We start from the raw sequence: 20584 nt of genomic DNA on the forward strand, positions 1-20584 counted from the left end.
GTGCGGATTGTTCACGTCCTCTCGGGCACGCCGGGCAACCGCTGCGGTGTCCTCGATTACACGAACAGCCTCGTCGGAGCCCTGGCTTCCGTGCACGACGGTACGGAATGCGCGCTCGTGAAGACGTGGTCGCTCAGCGAGGCACTCCGAATTTCCCGCACGCACCGCAGCAAGATCATTCACATTCAGTATCCAAGCCTGCAGATGGGCAAGGCGCCCTGGTGGGCGCTTCTGGCACTGAACAGGCGCACGATCCTGACGCTCCACGAGTTCCGGATCTTCTCAACCGCGCGGAAGCTCTATTGCCTCCCTGCGGCGTTGCTGGCGAAGCAGATTGTCTTTTCGAACGACGAAGAACGCCGAGCGTTTCTCTCTTGGTATCCCTTCGCAGCGAAGTCCTGCAGCGTCATTCCTATCGGCAACAACATTCCCGTGACGCCCGCGTCTCAGAATGAGCGCATGCGCCGGCTGATCTACTTCGGTCAGATTGGTGAGAGCAAAGGCCTCGACCTCGTCATCGAAGCCGTCGCCGAACTGCGAAAGCAAGGTTCGCAAATTCCCGTCGCCTTCGTTGGCGCCATCACCGACGCCTCTTCCCCCATAGTGGCGCGCGTCAAAGATGCGGCCACCAGATACGGCATCGAACTCCATCTGAACCTGAGCAGCGAGGATGTTTCGAGAGAACTCAGGCGCGCCACTTATGCGTACATGCCGTTCCCCGATGGCATTACGGACAAGCGCGGCTCCGCGCTCGCCTGCCTCAAGCACGGCGTGTCCGTGCTGACGACCCACACCGCTGAGACGCCCGCCTGGCTACGCGCCGCGACGATCAATTGCGAGAGCCCGCTTGAGGCGGCGCGCCACGTTATGGCGCCGAGCCCGCCAGCGATCGATGCCGAGGCACTGCGCGCCGGTTTGGCCGAACGCGAGTGGCCGGCGATTGCCAGCCGTCACCTCGCCATCTATGAGCGCGCCGCGCTCTAGGCGGGAGCTATTGCGGACGCTGAGTTGCCGGCTTCACCGGGCCCAATTCAGATTTGAACTCACGCCCCGGCCCGATGAGCGTCCAAGTCGATGACGTTATCGCCAGGCGCATTGACGGGCGAAAAGTTCGTCACCTTGTTGCTGTCGCAGACATAGAGCCACTTGGCATCGAAAAGTTCGCCGTCGCGAATGAACCCGAGAATGGCCCCATGCTTGGGCCGCCAGAATAGCGTAGGCGGCAACGCAGTCCCGGCCTCTGCCCAATCGGGCTCGACGTATTCTCCGATGGGCTTCCACTCGATCATCAGGCTTCCTTCATGGTGAATACCCGCCAGGACTGACTGCCCGGCAAGGCCGTCTCAAGATAAGATTTCGATTGGCCCTTGCACAATGGCACACGCGACCCCATCTCTTCGTTATGTGGAATTACCCGAAGAGCGCGCAGCATCAAGCGGCAATTGATGCCATGAAACCCGAACGCGATCGCGAAGCTGCAAAATCGAGGGCTGCTGAAGCCAAGCTCCGCCGCCAGCGCGAAGCCGTTCAGGCCCTCCAGGAGCGCGAGAGCGAGCGTCAAGCTATCCAGCTGAAAACGCAGCGACTGCGCGCCGAACGTCTCGCCCGGGAGGCTCTTGAGCCTCCGGCGCCTAAGAAGCAGCCCCGATTGACCGCCAAAGGCGCCGCACGGGCCGCCTCGAAGAGCACCAAGCCGGTGCATTGACGGGCTGAGCCGCGGCCGCGGCTTTTAACCGGAAGCATTCCTTTTAACATAAGCGTGCGGGCGAACCCGCGCGCTTTTTTTGTGTTTCGACGCTCGGCTCACGACTTGCTCCGCCAACGAACTTCTCACAAAGCCCGCAGGTGCCTACGTGCATCGGCCGTTCCGGCTTACCCGGCCAATATCCGTATCGATCCATGCAAAAGCCCCACAGCCCGGCAAACGCTGCAGACCCCGATTATATTTTGAGGTCGGATTGACCTTACACATTATGGACACATAACGTCCTCAATGCGTTTGCTCTATCCGCGAAAGCGCGTTGCAGGATCGAACGAGAGAGGATGCATCCATGAAGTCCCTTTTGAAGCACACACTGATGGCCGCTACCTTCGCGATGATGCCGCTCTCGGCGCACGCGGCTGATGCGGACAGCGGCATCGAACTGGCCTTCATGCCAAGCTCGATGGATGTCACCTTGCTCAACGAAGGAGGCAAGTTCGTCACCATCGACATGAAGTCCCTCGCCAAGGGCGACAAGTGCCATATGGAAAAAGACTCAGTCATTATGAAAGTGGGCCCAGGGCCGACGCCCGGAACGACGCTCGTTCGCTACGCCGCGCCCAATCTTACCCACGGCGGCTGCCCCTTCATGACCGAGTTCGAATTGTCCGATGCCGACTACACGACGGCGCGCGCTGCGTTCACGGCCAAGACGGATGAAGCCTCCAAGAAGATCGACGATCTCAAGAAACAGCTCGGCGACAAATGGAACGAGCTGACGACGACGGATAAGACGGAGAAGAAGTGACCTCACAAAGCCAAAGGCTGCCGCTACTTGGCCTTTCGCTTTTTCTTTGCCGTCTCGTTGCGCAGCAGGGAGATCAAATAGATGCCAAGCGCTATCGGCGCGCCGATGGCCAAAACCATCTTGATCTCTTCAAGCATCGCGCACTCCCCTTCGACGATCCTCGAGCCAATGTCGTAGCACAGACGCCAGTGGCCCTTTCAAGCACCTCGCGCGAACGGCTATTATCCCACACGCTTTTCGCGCATCTGATGCCGGAAATCATCAGTCGTGTGAGCATTTGAGCAAAAAGGCCGAAGGGAAACCGCCCTTCGGCCTTCGCTGTCTGGTTCAACTCGTTAGCAGCCTTCCAACCACATGCACCTATTGTAGAAATACCCGCCCACTTCCCATTGTCGGGCGCAGCTCGCCTGCGTGGCCTCGCAATTGACAGCATAGTAAGGCGTGCCGCCAGGGCCGCCCGGGCGGTCCGGCCACCCGAACTTCTGGACCTTGTGCACCAGCGGGCGCGCCGCCGGCGCCACCGAAATTCTTGGATCTGCAATAGCGGCCTGCGCGAAAACACCGGCCGCACATGCAATCAACCCGATCGTTATACTTTTCATTGAGCGTCTCCTTGCTTGGAAGCACGAAGACTCTACCGGCGCTGAAGCACGAGACTGAATTTCCCATCTACGCGCTGAACATCGGGTTCATGGACGAACGCGGTTGAAGCGCTATCGATGACGCAGCGCACGCCCTAAACTGCTTTGCAAAAAAGCACTAAGCGCAGAGCTGCGCGCGAAGCCTTCATAACCTGACCTGACAAAAAACTACGGATGAAGACTGTTTCGCGATGCCACAAAAAATCGCCGGAAGCGATGGCTCCCGGCGTCAAGCTCATTCGTCTTCCCTGGTTTCTCAACACCCGTAACGCCACATGCAGTGCATGAATCCCGGGCCGCCCCAGCCCCAACGTTCCGCGCAGACATGACGTGCTCCGGGACACCCCATCATCATCATGCCTGGTGGACCTGGCGGTCCCGGAGGCGGCGGTGGTGGCGGCCCATGTGGTGGCGGCGGCGGAGGCGGAGGTCCCTGCGCGAGCTGAACCGCCGGCTGATCCGTTCGCGCGGTATTGATGCTTGGCGCCGCCAGCGAGGCCGTCGCAATTGCGGCAGCGCTGACTGCAACAAGCCCGAATATGAAGTTTCTCATTGCGCGTCTCCATTGCTTGGAAGCAACGGACGACTCTAGCCCTGCATCACGGCGCGTCGGGATTTCCAGCCTTGACGCTGAACATGAGGTTCACGGCCGATCTCGTTTGATGCGCGTTCACTGAAGAACCAACGGCCATATTAGAAGAACGAAGTTGATCTTCGATTGCAGAAAAAAGTGCCGAGCGCGAACACGCATGACAGAGCCGGGAAGCTGAAACTTCCCGGCAGTCCGAAGTGCCGCTCATTTCAGCGAGCACTCATACTCAACAGCCATGGCGCCACATGCAGCGGCGGAAACCGGGGCCGCCCCAGCCCCAGCGATCGGCGCAGATATGGCGCGCGCGGCCGCAGCCGCGGTACCCATAGCCGTATCCGAACCCAGGGCCGTAGCCATAACCCCAACGGGGCCCGCCCCAGCCGCGATGCCAGTGGCGATGCCCGACGTCTTGAACAATGGACTGTGAGGCCAAGGGCGCCGGCGCCGGATGCGCCCAAGCCGACGTGGCGATCAGCGCGCTTCCGAGTGCAAGTAAACCGAAAAGACATTTCCGCATGGGTGTCTCCATCGCTTGTTATGCAAGAGACAGTATGGGCCCAAATATTTGCGGAATTTTGCGCTTACGATGACGTCGTCAACGAAACGTTCCGCCTTCCGCATATCCGCTGCAATTGACGGGTGTTCGCGGACGCGCGAGCGCGTTCATTGACGCGGTACGGACGGCTGAACGGGGTTCGCGCCGGGCTGCACCGTATCAGGGCCTGCGGCGGGAGCTTGAACCGTCGCGGGCGTCACTCTTGGATTCATCTGCCCGTAATAGTAAGCGCTGACAGCGAGCGCAAAGGCCGCAAGCAGCACAGCCACGAGAACGTTCAGCGTCGTATCCGTTTTGCGAACGGCCTCGTCGATGCCGCGGCTTTCAGTCCAAAACGCCATCGTTGTCTCTCCTCCGTTAAGGCGTGTCTTGCTTCGGAGCGTCGGACGCAACGAGCGCCGTAGGCGGCGTCAAGACCTTTCCCGTATCGTCGGTGAGTATGCGCCCGTACATCAGCGACGATACGAGCACCGCACCGAGAGCGAACGAGGCCAATACTCCGATCCATGTGACGCGGCGCGCATAGCGGCGAGCCTCGGCTTCGTCCTCGAGGTCGACGAATTCGTGCTCTTGATCCAATGCCATCGCGAAGCCTCCGACAAACCTCCGGAGGAAAAACGGCGTGCGCTGAGCGAGGTTCCGAGTGTCGAGGATTGGTGGCGCCAACGAAAAAGAGAGCGGCATGTCAGCCGCTCTCTTCTTTGAGCTTGTCACTCATCAACAGAACCAATTGGGGACGGCGCGGTTCTGTCGGCCGCCGATCAAACCTCTGGGGTAGAGGTTGCCATGTATATCCATGGACAACAACTACTCAGCACTAATGCTGCTGTCGGCACCTCCTAAGCAATCTGATTTGGGTGCGGATGGTCAAGCCCGTCGCAGCGGTCGCAGGGTAAATTAATCGCATGAGCCTCCCCGGCCACACGCCCCTCATGTCTCCGGACGAGCACAATTTGAGCCGCGGGAACCACCCGCTAGGAAACGCGTTTGGGGATGCGGAGCGCGGCAATTGCCTCACTCGTTTAGGATGCCGGCTCTGTGCGGACGAGCCGGCATCCTGTTGGCTTTAGGAGCAACATGCAGATCACGTGCTACAGCTCGGACGAGCTCAAGAAACTCGCGCGCATAATCAACGAAATTCTCGCCGAGACGCGCAGCCGCTGTCCGGAACTTTCAACGGATGACGTCGTGCAGCGCGTCTGCGCCATTGCCGACCAGGGTGAACGCGATATCTCGAAGTTTCGCGAAGCCGTGATGGAAGTAGCGGCCTGAGGGCCATAAGCTCAAGACTATAAAAAGCGGCGCATGCGCCTCACAAGCTTATGCCCATTGCCGCAAGTCCTCGTCATTTCGAAGAAACCAAGCGTAGGTCGCAGCCAAGCCGTCTTTGAGCCTGGTCTGGGGCCTCCAGCCGCTTGCCGATAGACGCGACACGTCGAGCAACTTGCGCGGCGTGCCGTCGGGCCTCGACGGATCAGTGACGATCTGCCCTTTGAAGCCCACGACCCGGCAGATCTGGTGCATGAGTTCCAGGATTGTAATGTCCTCGCCCGTGCCGATGTTGACGTGGCCTCCCCCGCCGTAGGCCTTCAGAAGATGAACGATTGCGTCGGCAGCGTCATCGACGTGAAGGAATTCACGGCGTGGCGTCCCGCTTCCCCATACCGTGACGGTGGCCGCGCCAGCGCGCTTGGCTTCGTGCGCCTTGCGCAGCAGCGCAGGGATCACATGGGAGGTCTCCAGATCGAAATTGTCGCCCGGGCCATAGAGGTTGGTGGGCATTACTGAGAAGAAGTCGGCGCCGTACTGCGTGCGATAGGCATCGCACAGCTTCAGCCCGGCGATCTTCGCGATCGCATAGCAATCGTTCGTGGGCTCGAGCGAGCCGGTGAGCAGCGCCTCCTCACGGATCGGCTGCGGCGCCAATTTCGGATAGATGCAGGACGAGCCGAGAAAAATGAGCTTCTCCACGCCGGCGCGAAACGCCGAGTGGATCACGTTCGTCTCTATCGCGAGATTTTCGTACAAGAATTCGGCTGGAAAATTGCTATTGGCCTGAATGCCGCCGACCTTCGCCGCAGCCATGAGGACAGCGTCAGGACGCGCCTCGAACATGAAGCTGCGAACCGCCGCTTGATCGAGCAGATCGAGCCATTCCCGCCCCGCAGTAAGGACCTCACAAGGCTCCCGCTCGAGGCGCCGCACAAGCGCCGACCCCACCATCCCGCGATGGCCGGCGACAAAGACGCGTTTTCCCGAAAGTTCGTAGAGCATCCGCGTACGGGCTTCGATCAGGCTGACCGGTCGAGACGCCAATGCTCCCGCTCGATGAGATGCATATCGGCGTCGACCATCTCGGTGACGAGTTCAGAAAAGGTGGTTTTATGCTTCCATCCGAGTTCCGCGAATGCCTTCGATGGATCGCCGAGCAGAAGATCAACTTCGGTCGGCCGGAAATAATCGGGATCGACCCGCACGAGCACTCTGCCGCTGTTCGCATCGCGACCAACTTCATCTGGGCCGGTGCCTTCCCAGCGGATGCTGCGGCCGACCCTTTGAAAGGCGAGTTCAACGAATTCGCGCACCGAATGCGTCTCGCCCGTCGCTAAAACATAATCGCCGGGCTTGTCCTGCTGAAGGATGCGCCACATGCCATCGACGTAATCGCGCGCGTGGCCCCAATCACGCTTTGCATCGAGGTTCCCAAGATAGAGGGTGCGCTGAATGCCTTTCTCGATGGCCGCGACCCCGCGGGTGATCTTGCGCGTCACGAAGGTTTCGCCCCGCACCGGACTTTCATGATTGAAGAGGATGCCGTTCGAGGCATGTAAGCCGTAGGCTTCGCGGTAATTGACCGTGATCCAATAAGCGTAGAGCTTGGCGACCCCGTACGGCGACCGGGGATAGAACGGTGTCGTCTCCGACTGCGGTGTTTCGCGAACGCTGCCGTAGAGCTCCGATGTCGAGGCCTGATAAAACCGTGTCGATCGCGCAAGTCCGAGAATGCGGATCGCTTCCAGCAGCCGCAGCGTACCCAGCGCGTCTGCATTGCCGGTGTACTCCGGCGTCTCAAAACTGACGCCCACATGGCTCTGCGCCGCGAGATTGTAAATCTCATCAGGCTGGATTTCCTGCACCAGCCGGATGACGTTCGTCGCGTCCGTCAGATCGCCATAGTGAAGATGAAAGCGCGTCGGCCGCTCTCTCGGATCGCTATAGAGATCATCGATGCGCTCGGTATTGAAGGAAGAAGACCGTCGCTTCATTCCGTGGACTTCGTAGCCCTGCTGAAGCAACAGGCGTGCGAGGTATGATCCGTCCTGGCCGGCCACCCCGGTGATGAGTGCCGTCCGCCTGCCCTGCGCCATACGTTGCCCCTCGCCAACTGCTACCCTTGATAGTAGTTGAATCGCGAGCACAAGCAACGGAAGTTAACACCTAAGGACTATATCCAGAGCCGGCAGGCGCGTTTCGCTGTGGACAACCCGCCGGCACTCGACGCATGGGGCCAACCAGCTAATCGGCGGTCCCGTTCATCGAGGGCGAGGTCGGATTCTCGGGATCGATGCGCTGACTGAGCGGCACGTTCTGACCAGACGAAGTCGTGTCGTCTTCCTCAGGCGAAGTCGGCTTTTCGACCCTCTGTCCGATATTATCGGTGCTCCTCCACCCCATGTAGGCGCGAGGCGTGTAGTATGGGGCGCCGTACACTCCGCGAGGCTGAGCGAGCACGGGCAGCGGCGCGAGGATCGCGCTGAAGGTAGCAAATCCCAAGAGAAGCTTAAGCATATCCATTCTCCGAAAGAGGTCTTTCCGGAGAACCTGAGGTAGTTGTCACCGTTCCGTCATAATGGAGCCGCGGCCGCTAAATCGGAGAGGAACCCCCCATCCGCCCTTAGCGTTGCAGAGCGAACGCCTAAGGAGCCGCTGATGACCATAGATTCTCTGGCCGTGAGCAATAACGAGCCGGCCGAGCTGTTCGACGCGCGATCCCGCATCGCGCGCCTGGAGGCCAAGCTTGAGCAGGCCGACTTTCTCTTGGCCGACGCGCTGGAAGGCGCGATCGACTACGAAGACATGGTTCGAAAATTGAAGATGGCGCAGATGACGCTCAAGGAAGCCCTGAGCAAGGAAAGCCAACTGCTGCGCGCTTAGAACGCTCCTGAGTGCACGACGCGGTACTGGTAAGGCATGTTCGAGCAGTAATGTACGCCTGCACGTTCCGCGTCTTCCACGGACTCGAATGCGCCGTCGATCACCTCATCGCAGCCACCGAAACAACCCTCATCGTCGCCGCGGCAGGACTCGCACCAGACGACCACGCGAAATTTTTCCATCATTCACCCCGTAGTGCTGTTCGCACGCGATACCCTCGCTCACGCGCAGAGCCTTTGTCGGATTTCGCTCCTGAATTTCGGATGAATGTCCTCGTGAACTTCGTGTGTTGCCGATCACGAAGGCGCAGCATCGTGGCTTAGGCTTGATTGTAAGTTAATCGGGCTTTAACTCAGCCGCTTCGATTTTACGAACAGCCACTCACAAGCTTGGTCATGTCCAGCAAGGCCAGAAAAACGAACTCGCGTTACGGGCGGCAGGTGCTCGCCGTGATCATCTCGAACAGCCATGAACTACGCTCACGACGAAGTCGCGCCTGCCGAAGCGCGCGACCGAAAATCCTCAAGCAATTACGTGTTAGGTGAGCATTGTTGCAGACAAGATTTATCCCAAAACCTTGCGCATTCTATGCGGGGACAGAATTGCACCCCTGCGCAATTGGGTTACCTTCCTCCTGCCGCTGACCGCGGTCTCATCTTCAAGGCTGGCACGCTGGTTTAAAGAATGGCGCGCGTTTCGAGAAAAAATCAGATCTTGGCAGCGATGGCCGGCCGCGTGGTCTCCGGGCTGATCCACGTCGTCAAAAAGACGTCGAGGCCCATCTACCAGCCCCCGACGTTCTTTGAAGATCTGCGCTCCCAGGTGCCCTTCATCTTTGCGATGTGGCACGGCCAGTTCATGATGCTGGCTGATGTCAACACACGCGAATACAAGGTCGCCGCGATGGTCTCCCGCCACGGCGACGGCGAAATCGTCGCCCATTTCCTCAGGGGCTTCGGCATCTCTGCAATACGCGGCGCAGGAGCGGGCCACCGCAAGCGAAATCGCGGCGGAGCCTATGCGTTGCGCGCAGCCGTGCGGGCCTTAGAGGAAGGCACGATCGTCGCCATGACCGCTGACGTTCCCCCCTGCCGGCCGCGCCATGCCGGCGAAGGGATCGTGACGCTCGCGCGCCTTTCGGGCCGTCCGATCATTCCTATCGCCGCCGCCACATCCCGCTGCATCGTGCTCAATACCTGGAGCAAGATGACGATCAACCTGCCGTTCTCCGATCTCGCCCTCGTCGCCGGCGAACCGATCTTCGTCGCAGCCGATGCTGACGATGTCGAACTCGAACGCAAGCGGCGCGAAGTGGAAAATGCGCTCAACACGGTCACGAGCCGGGCCTACGAAATCGCACGCGCAACCGAACCCAAGCTCGACAGCGCCTCGCCCCAGGCAACGAGCAGCCGCAACACCTGATGAAGCTTATTCTGCCGCCACGCTGCTGAGCTGCATCTCGCGCTCGCGCTGGCGCAGCTTGTCTTCGGCCTCGCTCATATAGCTGCGCACGCGTGGAACGGCATCGATCGTCTTTGCGAGCTGAATCTGGAAGACCATGAGGCCGCCATAGCGGAACCCGGCTTCGGCCGCCGCCAAGTAGAACTCCCACATTCTGCAGAAACGCTCGTCCAGCACAGTGGCTGCTTCCGTCCGCCGGGCCATGAAACGGCTCCGCCACGCTGCGAGCGTATCGGCATAATGGAGCCGCAGGATCTCGACATCCGTCACGATGAGACCCGATTGCTCGATTGCGGGAAACACCTCCGCCAGCGAGGGAACATAGCTGCCCGGGAAGATATATTTCGCGAACCAGGGATTGGTCGCAAAGCGGCCGTCCATCCGGCCGATGGAATGGATCAACGCCACGCCATCATCTTTGAGGTTACGCCGGACGGTATCGAAGTAGACGTCGTAGTCCTTGAGGCCGACGTGCTCGAACATGCCGACAGATACGATACGGTCAAAGCTGTCGCGCGGCGCACGGTAATCTTCGAGACGAAACTCCACCTGCGAAGTCAAACCGCGTTCGCCCGCCCGGCGCTGCGCCACCTTGAGCTGTTCTGGCGAAAGCGTGAGGCCCGTGACCGAGGCGCCCGCAATGTCTGCAAGATAAAGCGCGAGACCGCCCCACCCGCTGCCGATATCCAGAACACTTAAACCGGGCTTGAGGAGCAGCTTGGCGGCGATGTGCCTTTTCTTGGCGAGCTGCGCTTCATCGAGGCTCTGTCCCGGCTCGTCGAAATAGGCGCACGAATACTGCCGGTCGGGGTCGAGGAACAGCTGATAAATCCGGTCGTCAATATCGTAATGGTACTGAACATTGGCACGCGCACGGCGCTGCGAATTCCGAAGGTGCCAGCGCCCAAGCGTATTGCGCAATAGGATTCGCATACGCCCGAACTGCGGCGGCGTAAGCCCATGAAGGTTGCGCCCAAGAAGATCCAGAAGATCGTAAACGGAGCCGCCCGAGACCTGCAATCGGCCGTCCGTGAAGAGCTCACCGAGAGCCATCTGAGGATTGAAGAAAAGCTCGGCGGTGGCTTTTGCATCCATCAGCTTGACGGTTAGTGGCAGGCCGCTCCCATCTCCCGCTGTGACCCGCTCACCGCTGGGAAACTCCAGCGTCAAGGTCCCCTTCTGAATGCAGCGATCAAGTAGGGATTGTAATGCGCGTTTCATGGGTGATGCAGCCCCAGCCGACCCAACAAAGCATAACCAGCGGAAAACCGTTCAGTTCCGCACGGGGTACTCGCCTCGCAAACGAAACTTAGGACAGGCGCCCCGGTTTTTCACGTGCATTGGGTCAACGCAGTAAAATCACTCTGAAGGGTTGTAATTTGCGCAAGAACCAAAAGCACGCGTCCAAACGGCATTCAAACAAAAGGCAGAATAGCTCATCCCGCCAATCTAAGGCTAGGTGGTCTGCCGAGGTCACCGAGTCGAGCGATGCGCTCGACCTTGAAAACCATGTGTTCGCACGCAAACCGGCCGAAATCGCGCAATCGCTAAAACGTTCAGCCGAACACAGCCGCAAGCGCAAATCGAGCCCGTTTCAGTCGGCAATGTCGATGCTGACCTTTTATATCAATCGCGCCGGCAAAAATCTGGGCGCCAAGCGGCGCCGGGCGCTCGACCGTACAAAGAGCGAATTGCGGAAAGCCTTCGGCCGCCCGGCCAAATAGACGACAAAACAGGCAGAACGCTCAGAAACGCGGCGCGTTCGGTGTCTCGCTCCGGCTCACGCCGTGCTCCGTCTTCTCCCAATAGAATGGCCGGAGCACGAGGTCGATAATCGCACGATAACCCGCAACGGAAATGGCAAGCCAATAGACGGGAAGGAAGAGAATGGAAAAGAGCCGTCGCGCCAGGCCTTGCCCCGTCGACGTGACGGTGATGAGCGCTCCCGCTGTGAGATATCCCATCGCGAGATTCAATCCGCACAGCCACATCAGGAACCGGCTTTCCGGAAGAATGGATGTGCCGAGCACTGAATGGATCGCCGCGAACACATAGAACCACGGGTGACAAAGCATCGACGCGAGCATCGCGCAAAGGGTCACCTGAAATCCTGCAAAGCGCCAGGGACCAAGATCACGCCAGAGCCGCACTGGCCGGCGCATATGCACGAGATAAGTCTGCATCCAGCCTTTGGTCCAGCGCGTACGCTGGCCGAGCCACACGCGCCATGTCGTTGGAGCCTCCTCCGTCGTCTCGGAGTCGATCATCTCAACTTCATATCCCAGCCGCGCTAGGCGAATGCCGAGATCGGCATCTTCCGTGACGTTGAACGGATCCCAGCCGCCGCACCTGAGAAGAACATCGCGCCTGAAGTGATTGGACGTGCCGCCGAGCAGAATTGGCCATCGCAAGTGTTCGAGAGCAGGAAGCAATCCGCGGAAGAGCGCGGCGTACTCGAGCGAAAACTGACGGCTGAAGAAAGACTCATCGCCGTTGAAAACTGCAAGCCGCGCCTGCACACAGGCGAGCCGGGGCCCACCTTGAATGAAGGCCTCAGCTGCCCGGCGAAGCTGATCGGTATCCGGCCTGTCCTCGGCATCGAACACGGCGACGAGCACGCCGCGCGCATCCTGCAACGCATAGTTCAGCGCCCTGGGTTTGGTCTTCGGCCGTCCCCGGGGAACGGTGACCGTTCGCATGTTTGAATAAAGCCCAGCAGCCGCAAGCGCACGCCGGGTCGCATAATCGTCCGCCTCGGTAATGAAGAGGATCTCGAGAAGCTCGCTCGGATAGTCCATCCGCGCCAGGGCATCGATGAGACCCGGCACCACAGCTGCTTCGCGATAGAGCGGAATGAGCACCGAATAGGTCGGCAGCCATTTGTCGTATCGGCGATCAAATGGCGGATGGAGAGATGGCTCCCAGCGCCTTCGCCGCGCGCGCCAGAATGCCGTGAAACGAAGCGCCGATATCATGAAAAAGGGGATCGCAATGCTGAGCGACCAGAGCAGGAGCCCAAAGTCTTCAACCAGGATCAATCCGGCCGTGAAAGCTGAGAGAGCCAGAAGCAGAACCGTGCGCTGCCAGGGCAGAAGCGGAGATGCCGCGGAGAAGTCAGGCGCGCGCCGCCGCAAATCGTTGACCGCGCGGTCAAGTTGTCCAATATCGCGCTGAAACTGCGAACGTGAGGATGCCGGCCGCCGGCCATGATCGCGCGCGGTGCGTACCACGCGGACTGCCGGCGTCTTTGTCCGAGCCCCGAACATCCCAGGTTGCCCCCGCGGCGACCGCATCGCCCAACCAGTGACAAAGTATATGCTCAAGACCTGCAGATTTGAAATATGTTCAGTGAACGGCCGCGCGAAATCTTCAGACCTATGAGCATGAGAAAAAGATGACGGTCCTAAACAGAGTTTGCGCCCTCGGCTTGATGCTGGTGGCCCTTGCAGTTGTCGTCGCCGGGTCGACCCTCCAGGCCGTTGCGCAAGAGGCGGGTTCCGCCCGCATTGCAGCAACGCCCCCGACTCCGCCTGCGGACGCCACCCCAACGCGCCGCGTCGTCATCCGCTTCCTGACCGACAGCGACTTCCCGCCCTTCAATTTCTACGATGAGGACGGCGTGCTCGTCGGCTTCAACGTCGATCTGGCGCGCGCTATCTGCCTGGAGCTCGGCACGTCCTGCGATATCAAAGCCCGCGCCTGGGAAGAGCTGTTTCCGGCCCTCAAGAAGGGAGAGGCCGACGCAGTCATCGCTGCCCACAGGGTCACCCCATCGGTTCTGAAGGACGTCGACTTCACCGATCGCTATTTCCACACCCCCGGCCGGTTCGCCGGACGCAAGGATGAGCCGCAGGTCGAGATGTCCCCGAGCGGCCTCGACGGCAAGCGCATTGCGGTCGCCCGCGGCACTGCACACGAAGCCTTCCTCAAGGCCTTTTTCCGCGATAGCCCGCTGGCGATCTACGAAAACGCCGATCTCGCGCGCGAGGCTCTCGCCGCCGGCAAAGCCGATTTTATATTCGACGACGGTATATCTCTGGCGTTTTGGCTGAATGGGACTTTATCGCGACAGTGTTGCGAAATGCGCGGTGGGCCGTATTTGGAACCGAAGTTCTTCGGCGATGGTATCGCCATTGCCGTTCCAAAATCCGATCCTGGAATAAGGCTCTTGCTGAACAAAGCGCTCGATCAGGTGCGGGCATCGGGCCGGTTTGAAGAACTCGTTCAGCGCTACTTTCCAGTCAGAATTTATTGATATTAAAAAGACGTCGAGGCTGGCTTATTGAAAGCCATGCATTATGTTTCGCTCGCCCTCATTCCCGGATAAAGCCATCCATGGTCGAGATCATTTCGTGCGATCGTCCCGCGGAAACTATGTAATCGAAACGTGGTCAGATATCGAACCCATTCGATCGCGCTGGAAGGTGATCGAAAGCAGCGGTGTGAGCACACCATTTCAAAGTTATGCATGGGTTTCCGCCTTACTCCAATCCGTTGGCCGATCGTTCGACGCCGAACCCCACATCGTGATCGCCAAGGATCGCAAAACGGGCGAAGATCTAATGCTGATTCCGCTCGTTCGGCGGCGCGCACAGCTATTGCAGTTCTTGGAATTTCCCGACTTCAAGGTCAGCGATTACAATTCGCCTATCATATCTCGCAGCATCGCCTCTGATACGGCGAAAGTCGCAGAGGTGTGGGACGCCGTCATACAGAGTCTGCCAGCAAGCGACATTCTATATCTTCAGAAAATCCCTCAGATCTTGAGTGATGTCCCTAATCCATTGATTAGTTTAAAGGGCTTCCGGCCCGAATGCTATTCGTCCTGGCAACTGCCATTGGATGAAAATCTCAACGACCTGGAACGCAAGACACTTCCCTTTTCCGCACGGCGCGAAATCCGCAGGCGGACGCGCCGGCTTCAGGAATTGGGCGCTCTGCGCTACGTGATCCCCGCGTCGCAAGCGGAAAGAAAGGCTTTGTTCGACGTGCTTCGGCAGCAGCGCCAATCACGCTTTGCCTCGCTCGGACGACGCAACATTCTCACCTCCCCCGCACACAGCAGATTTTACGACCTGATCTTGCAATCCGAATTCGATCAGGAGGTCGTGACCGTCCATGGCCTGAAAGTCGGCGATCAGATAATTGCGACGGCCTTCGGCCTATACTGGCAAAAGCGGTTTCACCTGCTGATGATCACGTTGGCTTCCGGCGAATGGCCGAGACTGGCACCGGGCCTAGTGATGATCTGGAATCTTATCGCGCACATGCACGCGAAAGGTTGCCGGACCTTCGACTTTACAATTGGCGATGAACCTTACAAGCGGCGGCTCGGCGCCAAGAATTGCACGCTGTCGGAGTATTTCCGTGCCCGGTCTCCCGTCGGCGCTCCCTATGCCTTAGGACTGTGGCTTTGGCCTTTCTTGGTGGCCACTAAGAGAAAATTTGCGAAGACGGGCGAGGGGCACTCGACAACTCGATAGTATCGCTCTCCATTAATGGGAAACATTTCAATAGCAGCCGGCGTTTCTCAAAGCCGACCCACAGGTGGGATCCGCTCCTATCAACAGGGGCAAGAAAACTTGTGATATCTCGTTGGCGAGCGATACTCAGGCGGTGATGTTCACCTGAGGAATATGCGATCATTCCGGCAATTCGGGCGTTTGACATCGGCGTTCCGTGCAAGAGAGGGTTTTAAGGCAAGAATTGCGAAGCCAATGATCATGATCATTGCCCGAACGGTTGTTCTTGCCTTTGTTTCAGTGACGCTCTTGGCGCCCCTGGGCGGGAGCAGCGATGCTCACGCAGCCTATAAGCGCAAATCCCACGCCGGGCAGTCATCGCGCGACCGGTACCGGGCGGCCCGCATCGAGCGCCGCAACCGCCTGCTGGCAGTGCGCGCAAAGAGCGCCGCGGCTGCGAAAGCCGAAGCCGCGGCTTTGAAAGCAACGCAACGTCCGGCAAAACTTCTGACTAGGGCACAAATCCTGGCCTCTGACCCCGAACGTCTGGCACGCCTCGGCAGCCGTCTCGTCGTCGGCTTTTCGAGCTTTTCCGAGGTGAGATCCTTGGTCGAGAAAAAGGCCATCGCCGGTATCTTCATCACCGATAACAACGTCGCCGGCCGCAAGGCCGAGGACATCGCCCGGCACATCCAAGACCTGCAAAATATCCGCCGGGCGCAGGGCATGCCGCGCCTCATCGTGGCGGCAGACCAGGAAGGCGGATACGTTTCGCGCCTTTCGCCTCCGCTCAAATGGCAGCCAACGCTGGGCATGGTGATCGCCAAGCTCAAGACCGACAGCGAACGCGAAAAAGCCGTCCGCGATTATGCCGAGCTGCAAGCCCGCGAGCTCGATCGCCTCGGCATTACGATGAACTTCGGGCCCGTCGTCGATCTGCAGCTCGGCACGCCGCGCAATGACGGCGAAACGCGCATCTATTGGCGCGCCATTAGCAGCAATCCTTATGTCGTCGCCAAGGTTGCCGGCTGGTATTGCGATACCCTGACCAAGTTCAACATCATTTGCACGCTGAAGCATTTCCCGGGCCTCGGCCGCGTCGCGCGCGATACCCACGTTGCATCCGGCGAATTGAAGCAGAAGCTCAGTCAGCTCGAACTCAGCGATTGGCTGCCCTTTCGCCGCGTCATGACCGAGCCCGGCGTCGCGACCATGGTGGGCCATGTTCGCATCGATGCCGTCGACCCGGCGACGCCTGCTTCGTTTTCCGAGGCCGTAGTCAATCAGGTGATCCGACCGCGCTTCGAGAACGACGGCCTTCTGATAACGGACGATTTCAGCATGGGCGCCGTAACCGGCTCGAAGGAGGGCGTGGGCGGCGCCGCGGTCAAAGCCTTCAATGCAGGCATCGACCTCATCCTGCTCTGCGCGCTCGATGCGCACTACGACATCGTGATGTCGTCGCTGATCGAGGCCGACATCAAAGGTGAGACAGCGCTTACCCGCGAGCAGGAAACGACCGAACGGCTGAAGCACTACGTTTTTGTCGATGACCGCGAGCTGCCGCCGTCCGCCCCGCTTCGCGCCGAGCAGGGCGTCCCGCCCGTCTCCCCTTGACGCCGAACTTGAAAGGGGGATGGCGGGGCAGCGATCCTAAAGCGGCGGCGACGTCTTGCCGGCACCATCGCCGTTCGCGTTGCCGCCGGCGCGCTGGTCAGCGGCGAGCTGATGACGAACAATCCACCACTTTCCGTCCTTCAGCGCGTACTCCGCCGTATAGGTCCCGCCGAGCAGCATCCGCGTGCCTTTCCGCTCGCCGCTCAACCGGTAGACGACGGGGCCGCTCACGACGGCCTTTCCGCAATCCGAACTCATTGACGACGGCCTGATGGAAACCAGCGGCCGCTTGGCGAGCAGATCCTTGAAGTAGGAGCGGATCGCCTCTTTCCCGTTGAGAGGCTCACCCTCTTTGGTAGCAATAACGGTCGCCGCGTCCGCGTATAAGCCCGAAAGGCGCTCCGAATCGCCACCCGTAAATTCGGCCTTCCAGACGTTGAGCAGATGCACGACCTCGACGTCAGATAGTTTGGTACAGGCATCTTCCGCCCGCGCCCACTCAGCGCCACAAGTCAGGGCCACCGCGGCACCTCCTGCCACCGAAGCCAGGGCCAGCCGCCCGAGCAAGCGCCTGAAGAATGCCGTTCCGATCATCGCGAGCCCCTCTGTCGCACCCTCCTTTGGTTTTCACGATTCGCGGCTGAAGGCGAAGAGCCCGCATTGCAGGTGGCCGCTTTCCGGAGGTAAGTCGCCCGCGACCAACGAGAAACCGACTCCGCGATTGCCAATCCTTGTTGTGTTTGCTACAAGCCCCCCAGAAAAGAACGCGGACCCCGGGGGGCAGCCCACCGGCGTCGGTGTTTTTGTGCATCCCGATAATATGGATTCATTAGAGGATACAACCGCTTGCAGGTTCTCGTTCGCGACAACAACGTTGACCAAGCTCTCAAGGCGCTTAAGAAAAAGTTGCAGCGCGAGGGCGTCTTCCGCGAGATGAAACTTCGCGGCCATTTCGAAAAGCCCTCTGAAAAGCGAGCACGTGAGAAGGCCGAGGCCATCCGCCGGGCCCGCAAGCTCGCCCGTAAGAAATTGCAGCGCGAAGGCCTCCTTCCGAGCAAGCCCGCTGCAGCGCGTGGCCCCGGTGGCAAGGGTCCGGGCGCGGGCCGTCCGAGCGCAGGCGGCGGTGCAGGCTTCAGCAGCGGCGGCGGTTTCCGCAGCGGCGGCAGCCAGGGCGGCGCAGTCTAAGCGCCTCGCCATTCCGGCCAACGAATTTCAAAGGCTCGCGAGTTCCGCGGGCCTTTTCGTTTGAGCAAATCTTGCCCGTTCCGAGCTTCAGTTCGCCGAATGCAGGCGCGAAGCCCTGAGCCGTGTGATCCAGTCATCAACCAGGGCGAACGTCGGCCCGTCGTGAATGACGTGCCCGCCGCCCGGGATGGTGCGAATCTCCTTGGGCTCGTTGGCGGCTGCGAACAGACGCTTGCCCATCTCCACCGGCACCACGTTGTCGGCTTCGCCGTGCAGGATAAAGAGCGGCACGTGAACGCCAGCGATGTAGCCGATCGAATCGTAGCGATCTTTCAATAGCCAGGCCACGGGCAGCCACGGGTAATGCTGTGAAGCAAGCTCGAGGATCGACGTGTAGGGGCTGTCCAGCACCATGCCCCCCACGCGCTTCTCGCGGGCGACCTGGATGGCGACTCCACTGCCCAGCGATTCGCCGTAGAGGATGATGTCCTCGGGGTTCACGCCGTCGGCGACGAGCGAATCATAGGCGAGCTTGGCGTCCGCGACGTTGGCGGCCTCAGACGGCGATCCGGTCGAGCCGCTGTAGCCCCGGTAGGCCATCATGAACATGCCGCGGCCGCGATCGAGATACCGGCGGATCGTTTCGCGCCTCAGCTCCAGCGCCCCGCCGTTTCCGTGAAAGTAGAGAATGGTCGGCTGCCCCGGCTTCGCAGGGGCGTACCAAGCGACGATCCTCTCGCCGTCGGGCGTCGAGAGGATTCGTTCTGAGACGTCCGGAAGATCGGCTGCCGAAGGCGACGTCCGCGCCGGATCGGGAAAATAGATGAATTGGCGTTGAGCGATATACATGACCCCCGCAGCCACGGCGTATGCCGCTGCAGCTGTCGCAACGACGACTTTAAATACCAGCAACATGCTGAACTTGTTCTAGCGGCCACGCCGCACAAGATAGCCGATCCTGTCGCCTTCCCGCTCCCGAATTTTTTCGAGCGCCGCCATGACGTCCAAGCCATGGAGCGGAACGCCGGTATCGGCGACCGCCTCCTGATTGAGCTTCTGCAGTTCTTGATAGATGGGCTCGGCCGTCTTGTGCAGCATCGCGACGACCGCCACGGTCTTTCTCGGCATGTTCCCCGGCACGCGTGGAAACACCGATGAAAGAACCTCCTTCGCATTGTCGGACAAGTGCGAGGCGAAGCGGCCGAGCACCGACACCAGCCGGATCGCCGCCGTTTCTTCGAACCGATAGTTGTAGCGGTCCATCCATTCGAACAGCTTGTCCATCGTGAAGTCCTGGAGGCGGATGTTCGCCGTCTCGCGGTAGTCCTGCCATTCGGCCACCAGGTCGAAGCCCGATTCCATGTCGATATCGGCCGGTGCGAATGTCAGATCCGTGGCGACGCCAACGCGGTCCAGAAAATCCCTGTTCTTCTGCGCAATCTTCGTCGGGTAGGTCGGCAGCCTGAACGTGCCGAAGCTGCCCTGCTCGTACGCAAGCCTAACAAGCTTGGAGCAGAACAGGTTGCGCGTATCGTCGGTGCGCATCGAGAAATCGTAAAGAATGCGCTTGCCGCCCCGAGCCCGCGATGCCGCCACGTAATCGAAAATGCATTTCGCCGCCCGCGCCGCCAGATCGGGATCGCGATGGCGATAAAGCACCGCGCGCACGATGTTGTGGTCGAGCGCCTTGGCGAGCGGCGTCACCACCGCGCCGTCCTCGATCAGGCTTTCGACCATCCAGTGGTCGCCGTTGGGATCGATGTGCACGATGCCGATATGGCTGAACTGGCTGTCGACGTCGCCGATTCGCGCGATTGCCGCGCTGTTGTGGGCCGTGCCGCGCACAAGGATGACGTCGCCCGAGCGGAAGTTTTGCGCCGCGCCGCTCTCGTAGAAGGGATAATTGACGAGCGTATTGTTGCCCGAACCCGTGAACCCGCGCAGCAGATATCCGCCCTCGCCTGAGCGCGGATGGCCCGTGGTGATTTCGCCCAGCATGTCGGACACGTAGCGGAGCACGCGGAAGACGTCGCGAAAACCTTGCGTCACCTCGGGCGTCATCAGGCCCAGCATCTCGTAATAGGCAAGCTGGTTGCGCAGACCGACGCGGAGATCGAACAGCCGGTAGATGAGACCTTGCGCGTTCTTCGCGATCGAGGCGACGTCGTAATCGGCAAAGCGCGCTTTGGAGGCGCGCTCGTAGATGAATTGAAGATTGCGCGCCAGAAGCGGCGCGTTGGTCACCGGGGTGGCGGCCAGAATCTCGATGTGCTCGATATCTCTTTCGAAGGACGCTGACGCGACAGGAGCCAACACTTCAAATCCCCCACAACCAGAATTCGCCGAAGCTATAGCAGACCAATCCCGACGCTGCCCGGAACGGGCCCAGATCGGCAAGCCAATGT

24 protein-coding genes are annotated in these 20584 nt (G+C 60.0%); 11 read left to right on the forward strand and 13 right to left on the reverse strand.

Going from position 1 to position 20584, the window contains the following annotated elements; translation table 11 throughout:
• Entirely contained in the window at nt 1-984 is a 984-nt protein-coding gene (locus VFG26_RS12860) for a hypothetical protein (RefSeq protein WP_325025877.1), read from the forward strand.
• A 59-nt stretch (nt 985-1043) separates the two neighbouring features.
• Here the strand turns inward: VFG26_RS12860 and VFG26_RS12865 are convergent, their stop codons facing one another.
• A complete protein-coding gene (locus VFG26_RS12865) occupies nt 1044-1289 on the reverse strand; it encodes a hypothetical protein (protein ID WP_325025879.1) in 246 nt (81 codons plus the stop codon).
• Nucleotides 1290-1450: 161 nt separating this feature from the next.
• Between VFG26_RS12865 and VFG26_RS12870 the strand changes: the two genes are divergently transcribed.
• Complete coding sequence (locus VFG26_RS12870; RefSeq protein WP_325025881.1) at nt 1451-1705, forward strand: hypothetical protein; 255 nt, start codon at nt 1451-1453, stop codon at nt 1703-1705.
• Between the two features lie 346 nt (nt 1706-2051).
• On the forward strand, nt 2052-2510 hold the full coding sequence (locus VFG26_RS12875; protein WP_325025883.1) for a hypothetical protein: 459 nt from the start codon (nt 2052-2054) through the stop codon (nt 2508-2510).
• Nucleotides 2511-2845: 335 nt separating this feature from the next.
• On the opposite strand, the gene VFG26_RS12880 is transcribed toward VFG26_RS12875, so the two are convergent.
• The 3 genes from VFG26_RS12880 to VFG26_RS12890 form a co-directional block, all read right to left on the reverse strand.
• Nucleotides 2846-3112, reverse strand: coding sequence for a hypothetical protein (locus VFG26_RS12880; protein WP_325025885.1), 267 nt, complete (start codon nt 3110-3112; stop codon nt 2846-2848).
• Between the two features lie 1294 nt (nt 3113-4406).
• Nucleotides 4407-4640, reverse strand: a complete 234-nt coding sequence (locus VFG26_RS12885) for a hypothetical protein (protein WP_325025887.1) — start codon at nt 4638-4640, stop codon at nt 4407-4409.
• Between the two features lie 16 nt (nt 4641-4656).
• On the reverse strand, nt 4657-4884 hold the full coding sequence (locus VFG26_RS12890; RefSeq protein WP_325025888.1) for a hypothetical protein: 228 nt from the start codon (nt 4882-4884) through the stop codon (nt 4657-4659).
• Between the two features lie 492 nt (nt 4885-5376).
• Between VFG26_RS12890 and VFG26_RS12895 the strand changes: the two genes are divergently transcribed.
• The gene (locus VFG26_RS12895; protein WP_325025890.1) at nt 5377-5571 is read left to right on the forward strand and encodes a hypothetical protein; all 195 of its coding nucleotides are present in this window, start codon (nt 5377-5379) and stop codon (nt 5569-5571) included.
• A gap of 48 nt (nt 5572-5619) precedes the next feature.
• On the opposite strand, the gene fcl is transcribed toward VFG26_RS12895, so the two are convergent.
• From fcl to VFG26_RS12910, 3 genes are all read right to left on the reverse strand, one after another.
• Nucleotides 5620-6573, reverse strand: coding sequence for a GDP-L-fucose synthase (gene fcl, locus VFG26_RS12900; RefSeq protein WP_325026111.1), 954 nt, complete (start codon nt 6571-6573; stop codon nt 5620-5622).
• Nucleotides 6574-6590: 17 nt separating this feature from the next.
• Nucleotides 6591-7667: a GDP-mannose 4,6-dehydratase gene (gene gmd / locus VFG26_RS12905; RefSeq protein WP_325025892.1), complete on the reverse strand. Its 1077-nt coding sequence runs from the start codon at nt 7665-7667 to the stop codon at nt 6591-6593.
• A 148-nt stretch (nt 7668-7815) separates the two neighbouring features.
• Complete coding sequence (locus VFG26_RS12910; protein ID WP_325025894.1) at nt 7816-8088, reverse strand: hypothetical protein; 273 nt, start codon at nt 8086-8088, stop codon at nt 7816-7818.
• Between the two features lie 141 nt (nt 8089-8229).
• Between VFG26_RS12910 and VFG26_RS12915 the strand changes: the two genes are divergently transcribed.
• Nucleotides 8230-8454: a hypothetical protein gene (locus tag VFG26_RS12915; protein ID WP_325025895.1), complete on the forward strand. Its 225-nt coding sequence runs from the start codon at nt 8230-8232 to the stop codon at nt 8452-8454.
• Here the strand turns inward: VFG26_RS12915 and VFG26_RS12920 are convergent.
• Nucleotides 8451-8639, reverse strand: coding sequence for a hypothetical protein (locus VFG26_RS12920; RefSeq protein ID WP_325025897.1), 189 nt, complete (start codon nt 8637-8639; stop codon nt 8451-8453). The two genes, VFG26_RS12915 and VFG26_RS12920, sit on opposite strands and share 4 nt — an antisense overlap.
• Before the next feature lie 538 nt (nt 8640-9177).
• Between VFG26_RS12920 and VFG26_RS12925 the strand changes: the two genes are divergently transcribed.
• On the forward strand, nt 9178-9876 hold the full coding sequence (locus VFG26_RS12925) for a lysophospholipid acyltransferase family protein (protein ID WP_325026113.1): 699 nt from the start codon (nt 9178-9180) through the stop codon (nt 9874-9876).
• 6 nt (nt 9877-9882) lie between these two features.
• Here VFG26_RS12925 and VFG26_RS12930 read toward each other — a convergent pair whose 3' ends face one another.
• Entirely contained in the window at nt 9883-11136 is a 1254-nt protein-coding gene (locus VFG26_RS12930) for a cyclopropane-fatty-acyl-phospholipid synthase family protein (RefSeq protein WP_325025899.1), read from the reverse strand.
• A gap of 158 nt (nt 11137-11294) precedes the next feature.
• Between VFG26_RS12930 and VFG26_RS12935 the strand changes: the two genes are divergently transcribed.
• Nucleotides 11295-11639, forward strand: a complete 345-nt coding sequence (locus tag VFG26_RS12935; RefSeq protein ID WP_325025901.1) for a DUF3175 domain-containing protein — start codon at nt 11295-11297, stop codon at nt 11637-11639.
• Nucleotides 11640-11660: 21 nt separating this feature from the next.
• Here VFG26_RS12935 and VFG26_RS12940 read toward each other — a convergent pair whose 3' ends face one another.
• Nucleotides 11661-13145 (reverse strand): glycosyltransferase, encoded by a 1485-nt coding sequence (locus tag VFG26_RS12940; protein ID WP_325025903.1) that lies wholly within the window; start codon nt 13143-13145, stop codon nt 11661-11663.
• 164 nt (nt 13146-13309) lie between these two features.
• On the opposite strand from VFG26_RS12940, the gene VFG26_RS12945 reads away from it, so the two are divergent.
• From VFG26_RS12945 to VFG26_RS12955, 3 genes are all read left to right on the forward strand, one after another.
• Entirely contained in the window at nt 13310-14170 is an 861-nt protein-coding gene (locus tag VFG26_RS12945) for a transporter substrate-binding domain-containing protein (protein ID WP_325025905.1), read from the forward strand.
• Nucleotides 14171-14213: 43 nt separating this feature from the next.
• Complete coding sequence (locus VFG26_RS12950; RefSeq protein WP_325025907.1) at nt 14214-15398, forward strand: GNAT family N-acetyltransferase; 1185 nt, start codon at nt 14214-14216, stop codon at nt 15396-15398.
• A gap of 240 nt (nt 15399-15638) precedes the next feature.
• Entirely contained in the window at nt 15639-16994 is a 1356-nt protein-coding gene (locus VFG26_RS12955; RefSeq protein ID WP_325025909.1) for a glycoside hydrolase family 3 N-terminal domain-containing protein, read from the forward strand.
• Nucleotides 16995-17030: 36 nt separating this feature from the next.
• Here the strand turns inward: VFG26_RS12955 and VFG26_RS12960 are convergent, their stop codons facing one another.
• Nucleotides 17031-17588: a nuclear transport factor 2 family protein gene (locus tag VFG26_RS12960; protein ID WP_325025911.1), complete on the reverse strand. Its 558-nt coding sequence runs from the start codon at nt 17586-17588 to the stop codon at nt 17031-17033.
• Nucleotides 17589-17840: 252 nt separating this feature from the next.
• Between VFG26_RS12960 and rpsU the strand changes: the two genes are divergently transcribed.
• Nucleotides 17841-18179, forward strand: a complete 339-nt coding sequence (gene rpsU, locus VFG26_RS12965; protein WP_325025914.1) for a 30S ribosomal protein S21 — start codon at nt 17841-17843, stop codon at nt 18177-18179.
• Between the two features lie 87 nt (nt 18180-18266).
• Here the strand turns inward: rpsU and VFG26_RS12970 are convergent, their stop codons facing one another.
• Both VFG26_RS12970 and VFG26_RS12975 read right to left on the reverse strand, forming a co-directional pair.
• Complete coding sequence (locus tag VFG26_RS12970) at nt 18267-19094, reverse strand: alpha/beta hydrolase (protein WP_325025916.1); 828 nt, start codon at nt 19092-19094, stop codon at nt 18267-18269.
• A 12-nt stretch (nt 19095-19106) separates the two neighbouring features.
• Nucleotides 19107-20495, reverse strand: coding sequence for a YiiX/YebB-like N1pC/P60 family cysteine hydrolase (locus tag VFG26_RS12975; protein ID WP_325025918.1), 1389 nt, complete (start codon nt 20493-20495; stop codon nt 19107-19109).
• Nucleotides 20496-20584: the final 89 nt, after the last annotated feature.

It is taken from the genome of Hyphomicrobium sp. (genome assembly GCF_035687085.1).
Taxonomy (GTDB): Bacteria; Pseudomonadota; Alphaproteobacteria; order Rhizobiales; family Hyphomicrobiaceae; genus Hyphomicrobium_B.

Coding starts and splice junctions, on each gene's coding strand:
- VFG26_RS12865 (WP_325025879.1), bottom strand. CDS start 1,289: ATGATCGAGTGGAAGCCCATCGGAGAATACGTCGAGCCCGATTGGGCA.
- VFG26_RS12870 (WP_325025881.1), top strand. CDS start 1,451: ATGAAACCCGAACGCGATCGCGAAGCTGCAAAATCGAGGGCTGCTGAA.
- VFG26_RS12875 (WP_325025883.1), top strand. CDS start 2,052: ATGAAGTCCCTTTTGAAGCACACACTGATGGCCGCTACCTTCGCGATG.
- VFG26_RS12880 (WP_325025885.1), bottom strand. CDS start 3,112: ATGAAAAGTATAACGATCGGGTTGATTGCATGTGCGGCCGGTGTTTTC.
- VFG26_RS12885 (WP_325025887.1), bottom strand. CDS start 4,640: ATGGCGTTTTGGACTGAAAGCCGCGGCATCGACGAGGCCGTTCGCAAA.
- VFG26_RS12890 (WP_325025888.1), bottom strand. CDS start 4,884: ATGGCATTGGATCAAGAGCACGAATTCGTCGACCTCGAGGACGAAGCC.
- VFG26_RS12895 (WP_325025890.1), top strand. CDS start 5,377: ATGCAGATCACGTGCTACAGCTCGGACGAGCTCAAGAAACTCGCGCGC.
- fcl (WP_325026111.1), bottom strand. CDS start 6,573: ATGCTCTACGAACTTTCGGGAAAACGCGTCTTTGTCGCCGGCCATCGC.
- gmd (WP_325025892.1), bottom strand. CDS start 7,667: ATGGCGCAGGGCAGGCGGACGGCACTCATCACCGGGGTGGCCGGCCAG.
- VFG26_RS12910 (WP_325025894.1), bottom strand. CDS start 8,088: ATGCTTAAGCTTCTCTTGGGATTTGCTACCTTCAGCGCGATCCTCGCG.
- VFG26_RS12915 (WP_325025895.1), top strand. CDS start 8,230: ATGACCATAGATTCTCTGGCCGTGAGCAATAACGAGCCGGCCGAGCTG.
- VFG26_RS12920 (WP_325025897.1), bottom strand. CDS start 8,639: ATGATGGAAAAATTTCGCGTGGTCGTCTGGTGCGAGTCCTGCCGCGGC.
- VFG26_RS12925 (WP_325026113.1), top strand. CDS start 9,178: ATGGCCGGCCGCGTGGTCTCCGGGCTGATCCACGTCGTCAAAAAGACG.
- VFG26_RS12930 (WP_325025899.1), bottom strand. CDS start 11,136: ATGAAACGCGCATTACAATCCCTACTTGATCGCTGCATTCAGAAGGGG.
- VFG26_RS12945 (WP_325025905.1), top strand. CDS start 13,310: ATGACGGTCCTAAACAGAGTTTGCGCCCTCGGCTTGATGCTGGTGGCC.
- VFG26_RS12950 (WP_325025907.1), top strand. CDS start 14,214: ATGTTTCGCTCGCCCTCATTCCCGGATAAAGCCATCCATGGTCGAGAT.
- VFG26_RS12955 (WP_325025909.1), top strand. CDS start 15,639: ATGATCATTGCCCGAACGGTTGTTCTTGCCTTTGTTTCAGTGACGCTC.
- VFG26_RS12960 (WP_325025911.1), bottom strand. CDS start 17,588: ATGATCGGAACGGCATTCTTCAGGCGCTTGCTCGGGCGGCTGGCCCTG.
- VFG26_RS12970 (WP_325025916.1), bottom strand. CDS start 19,094: ATGTTGCTGGTATTTAAAGTCGTCGTTGCGACAGCTGCAGCGGCATAC.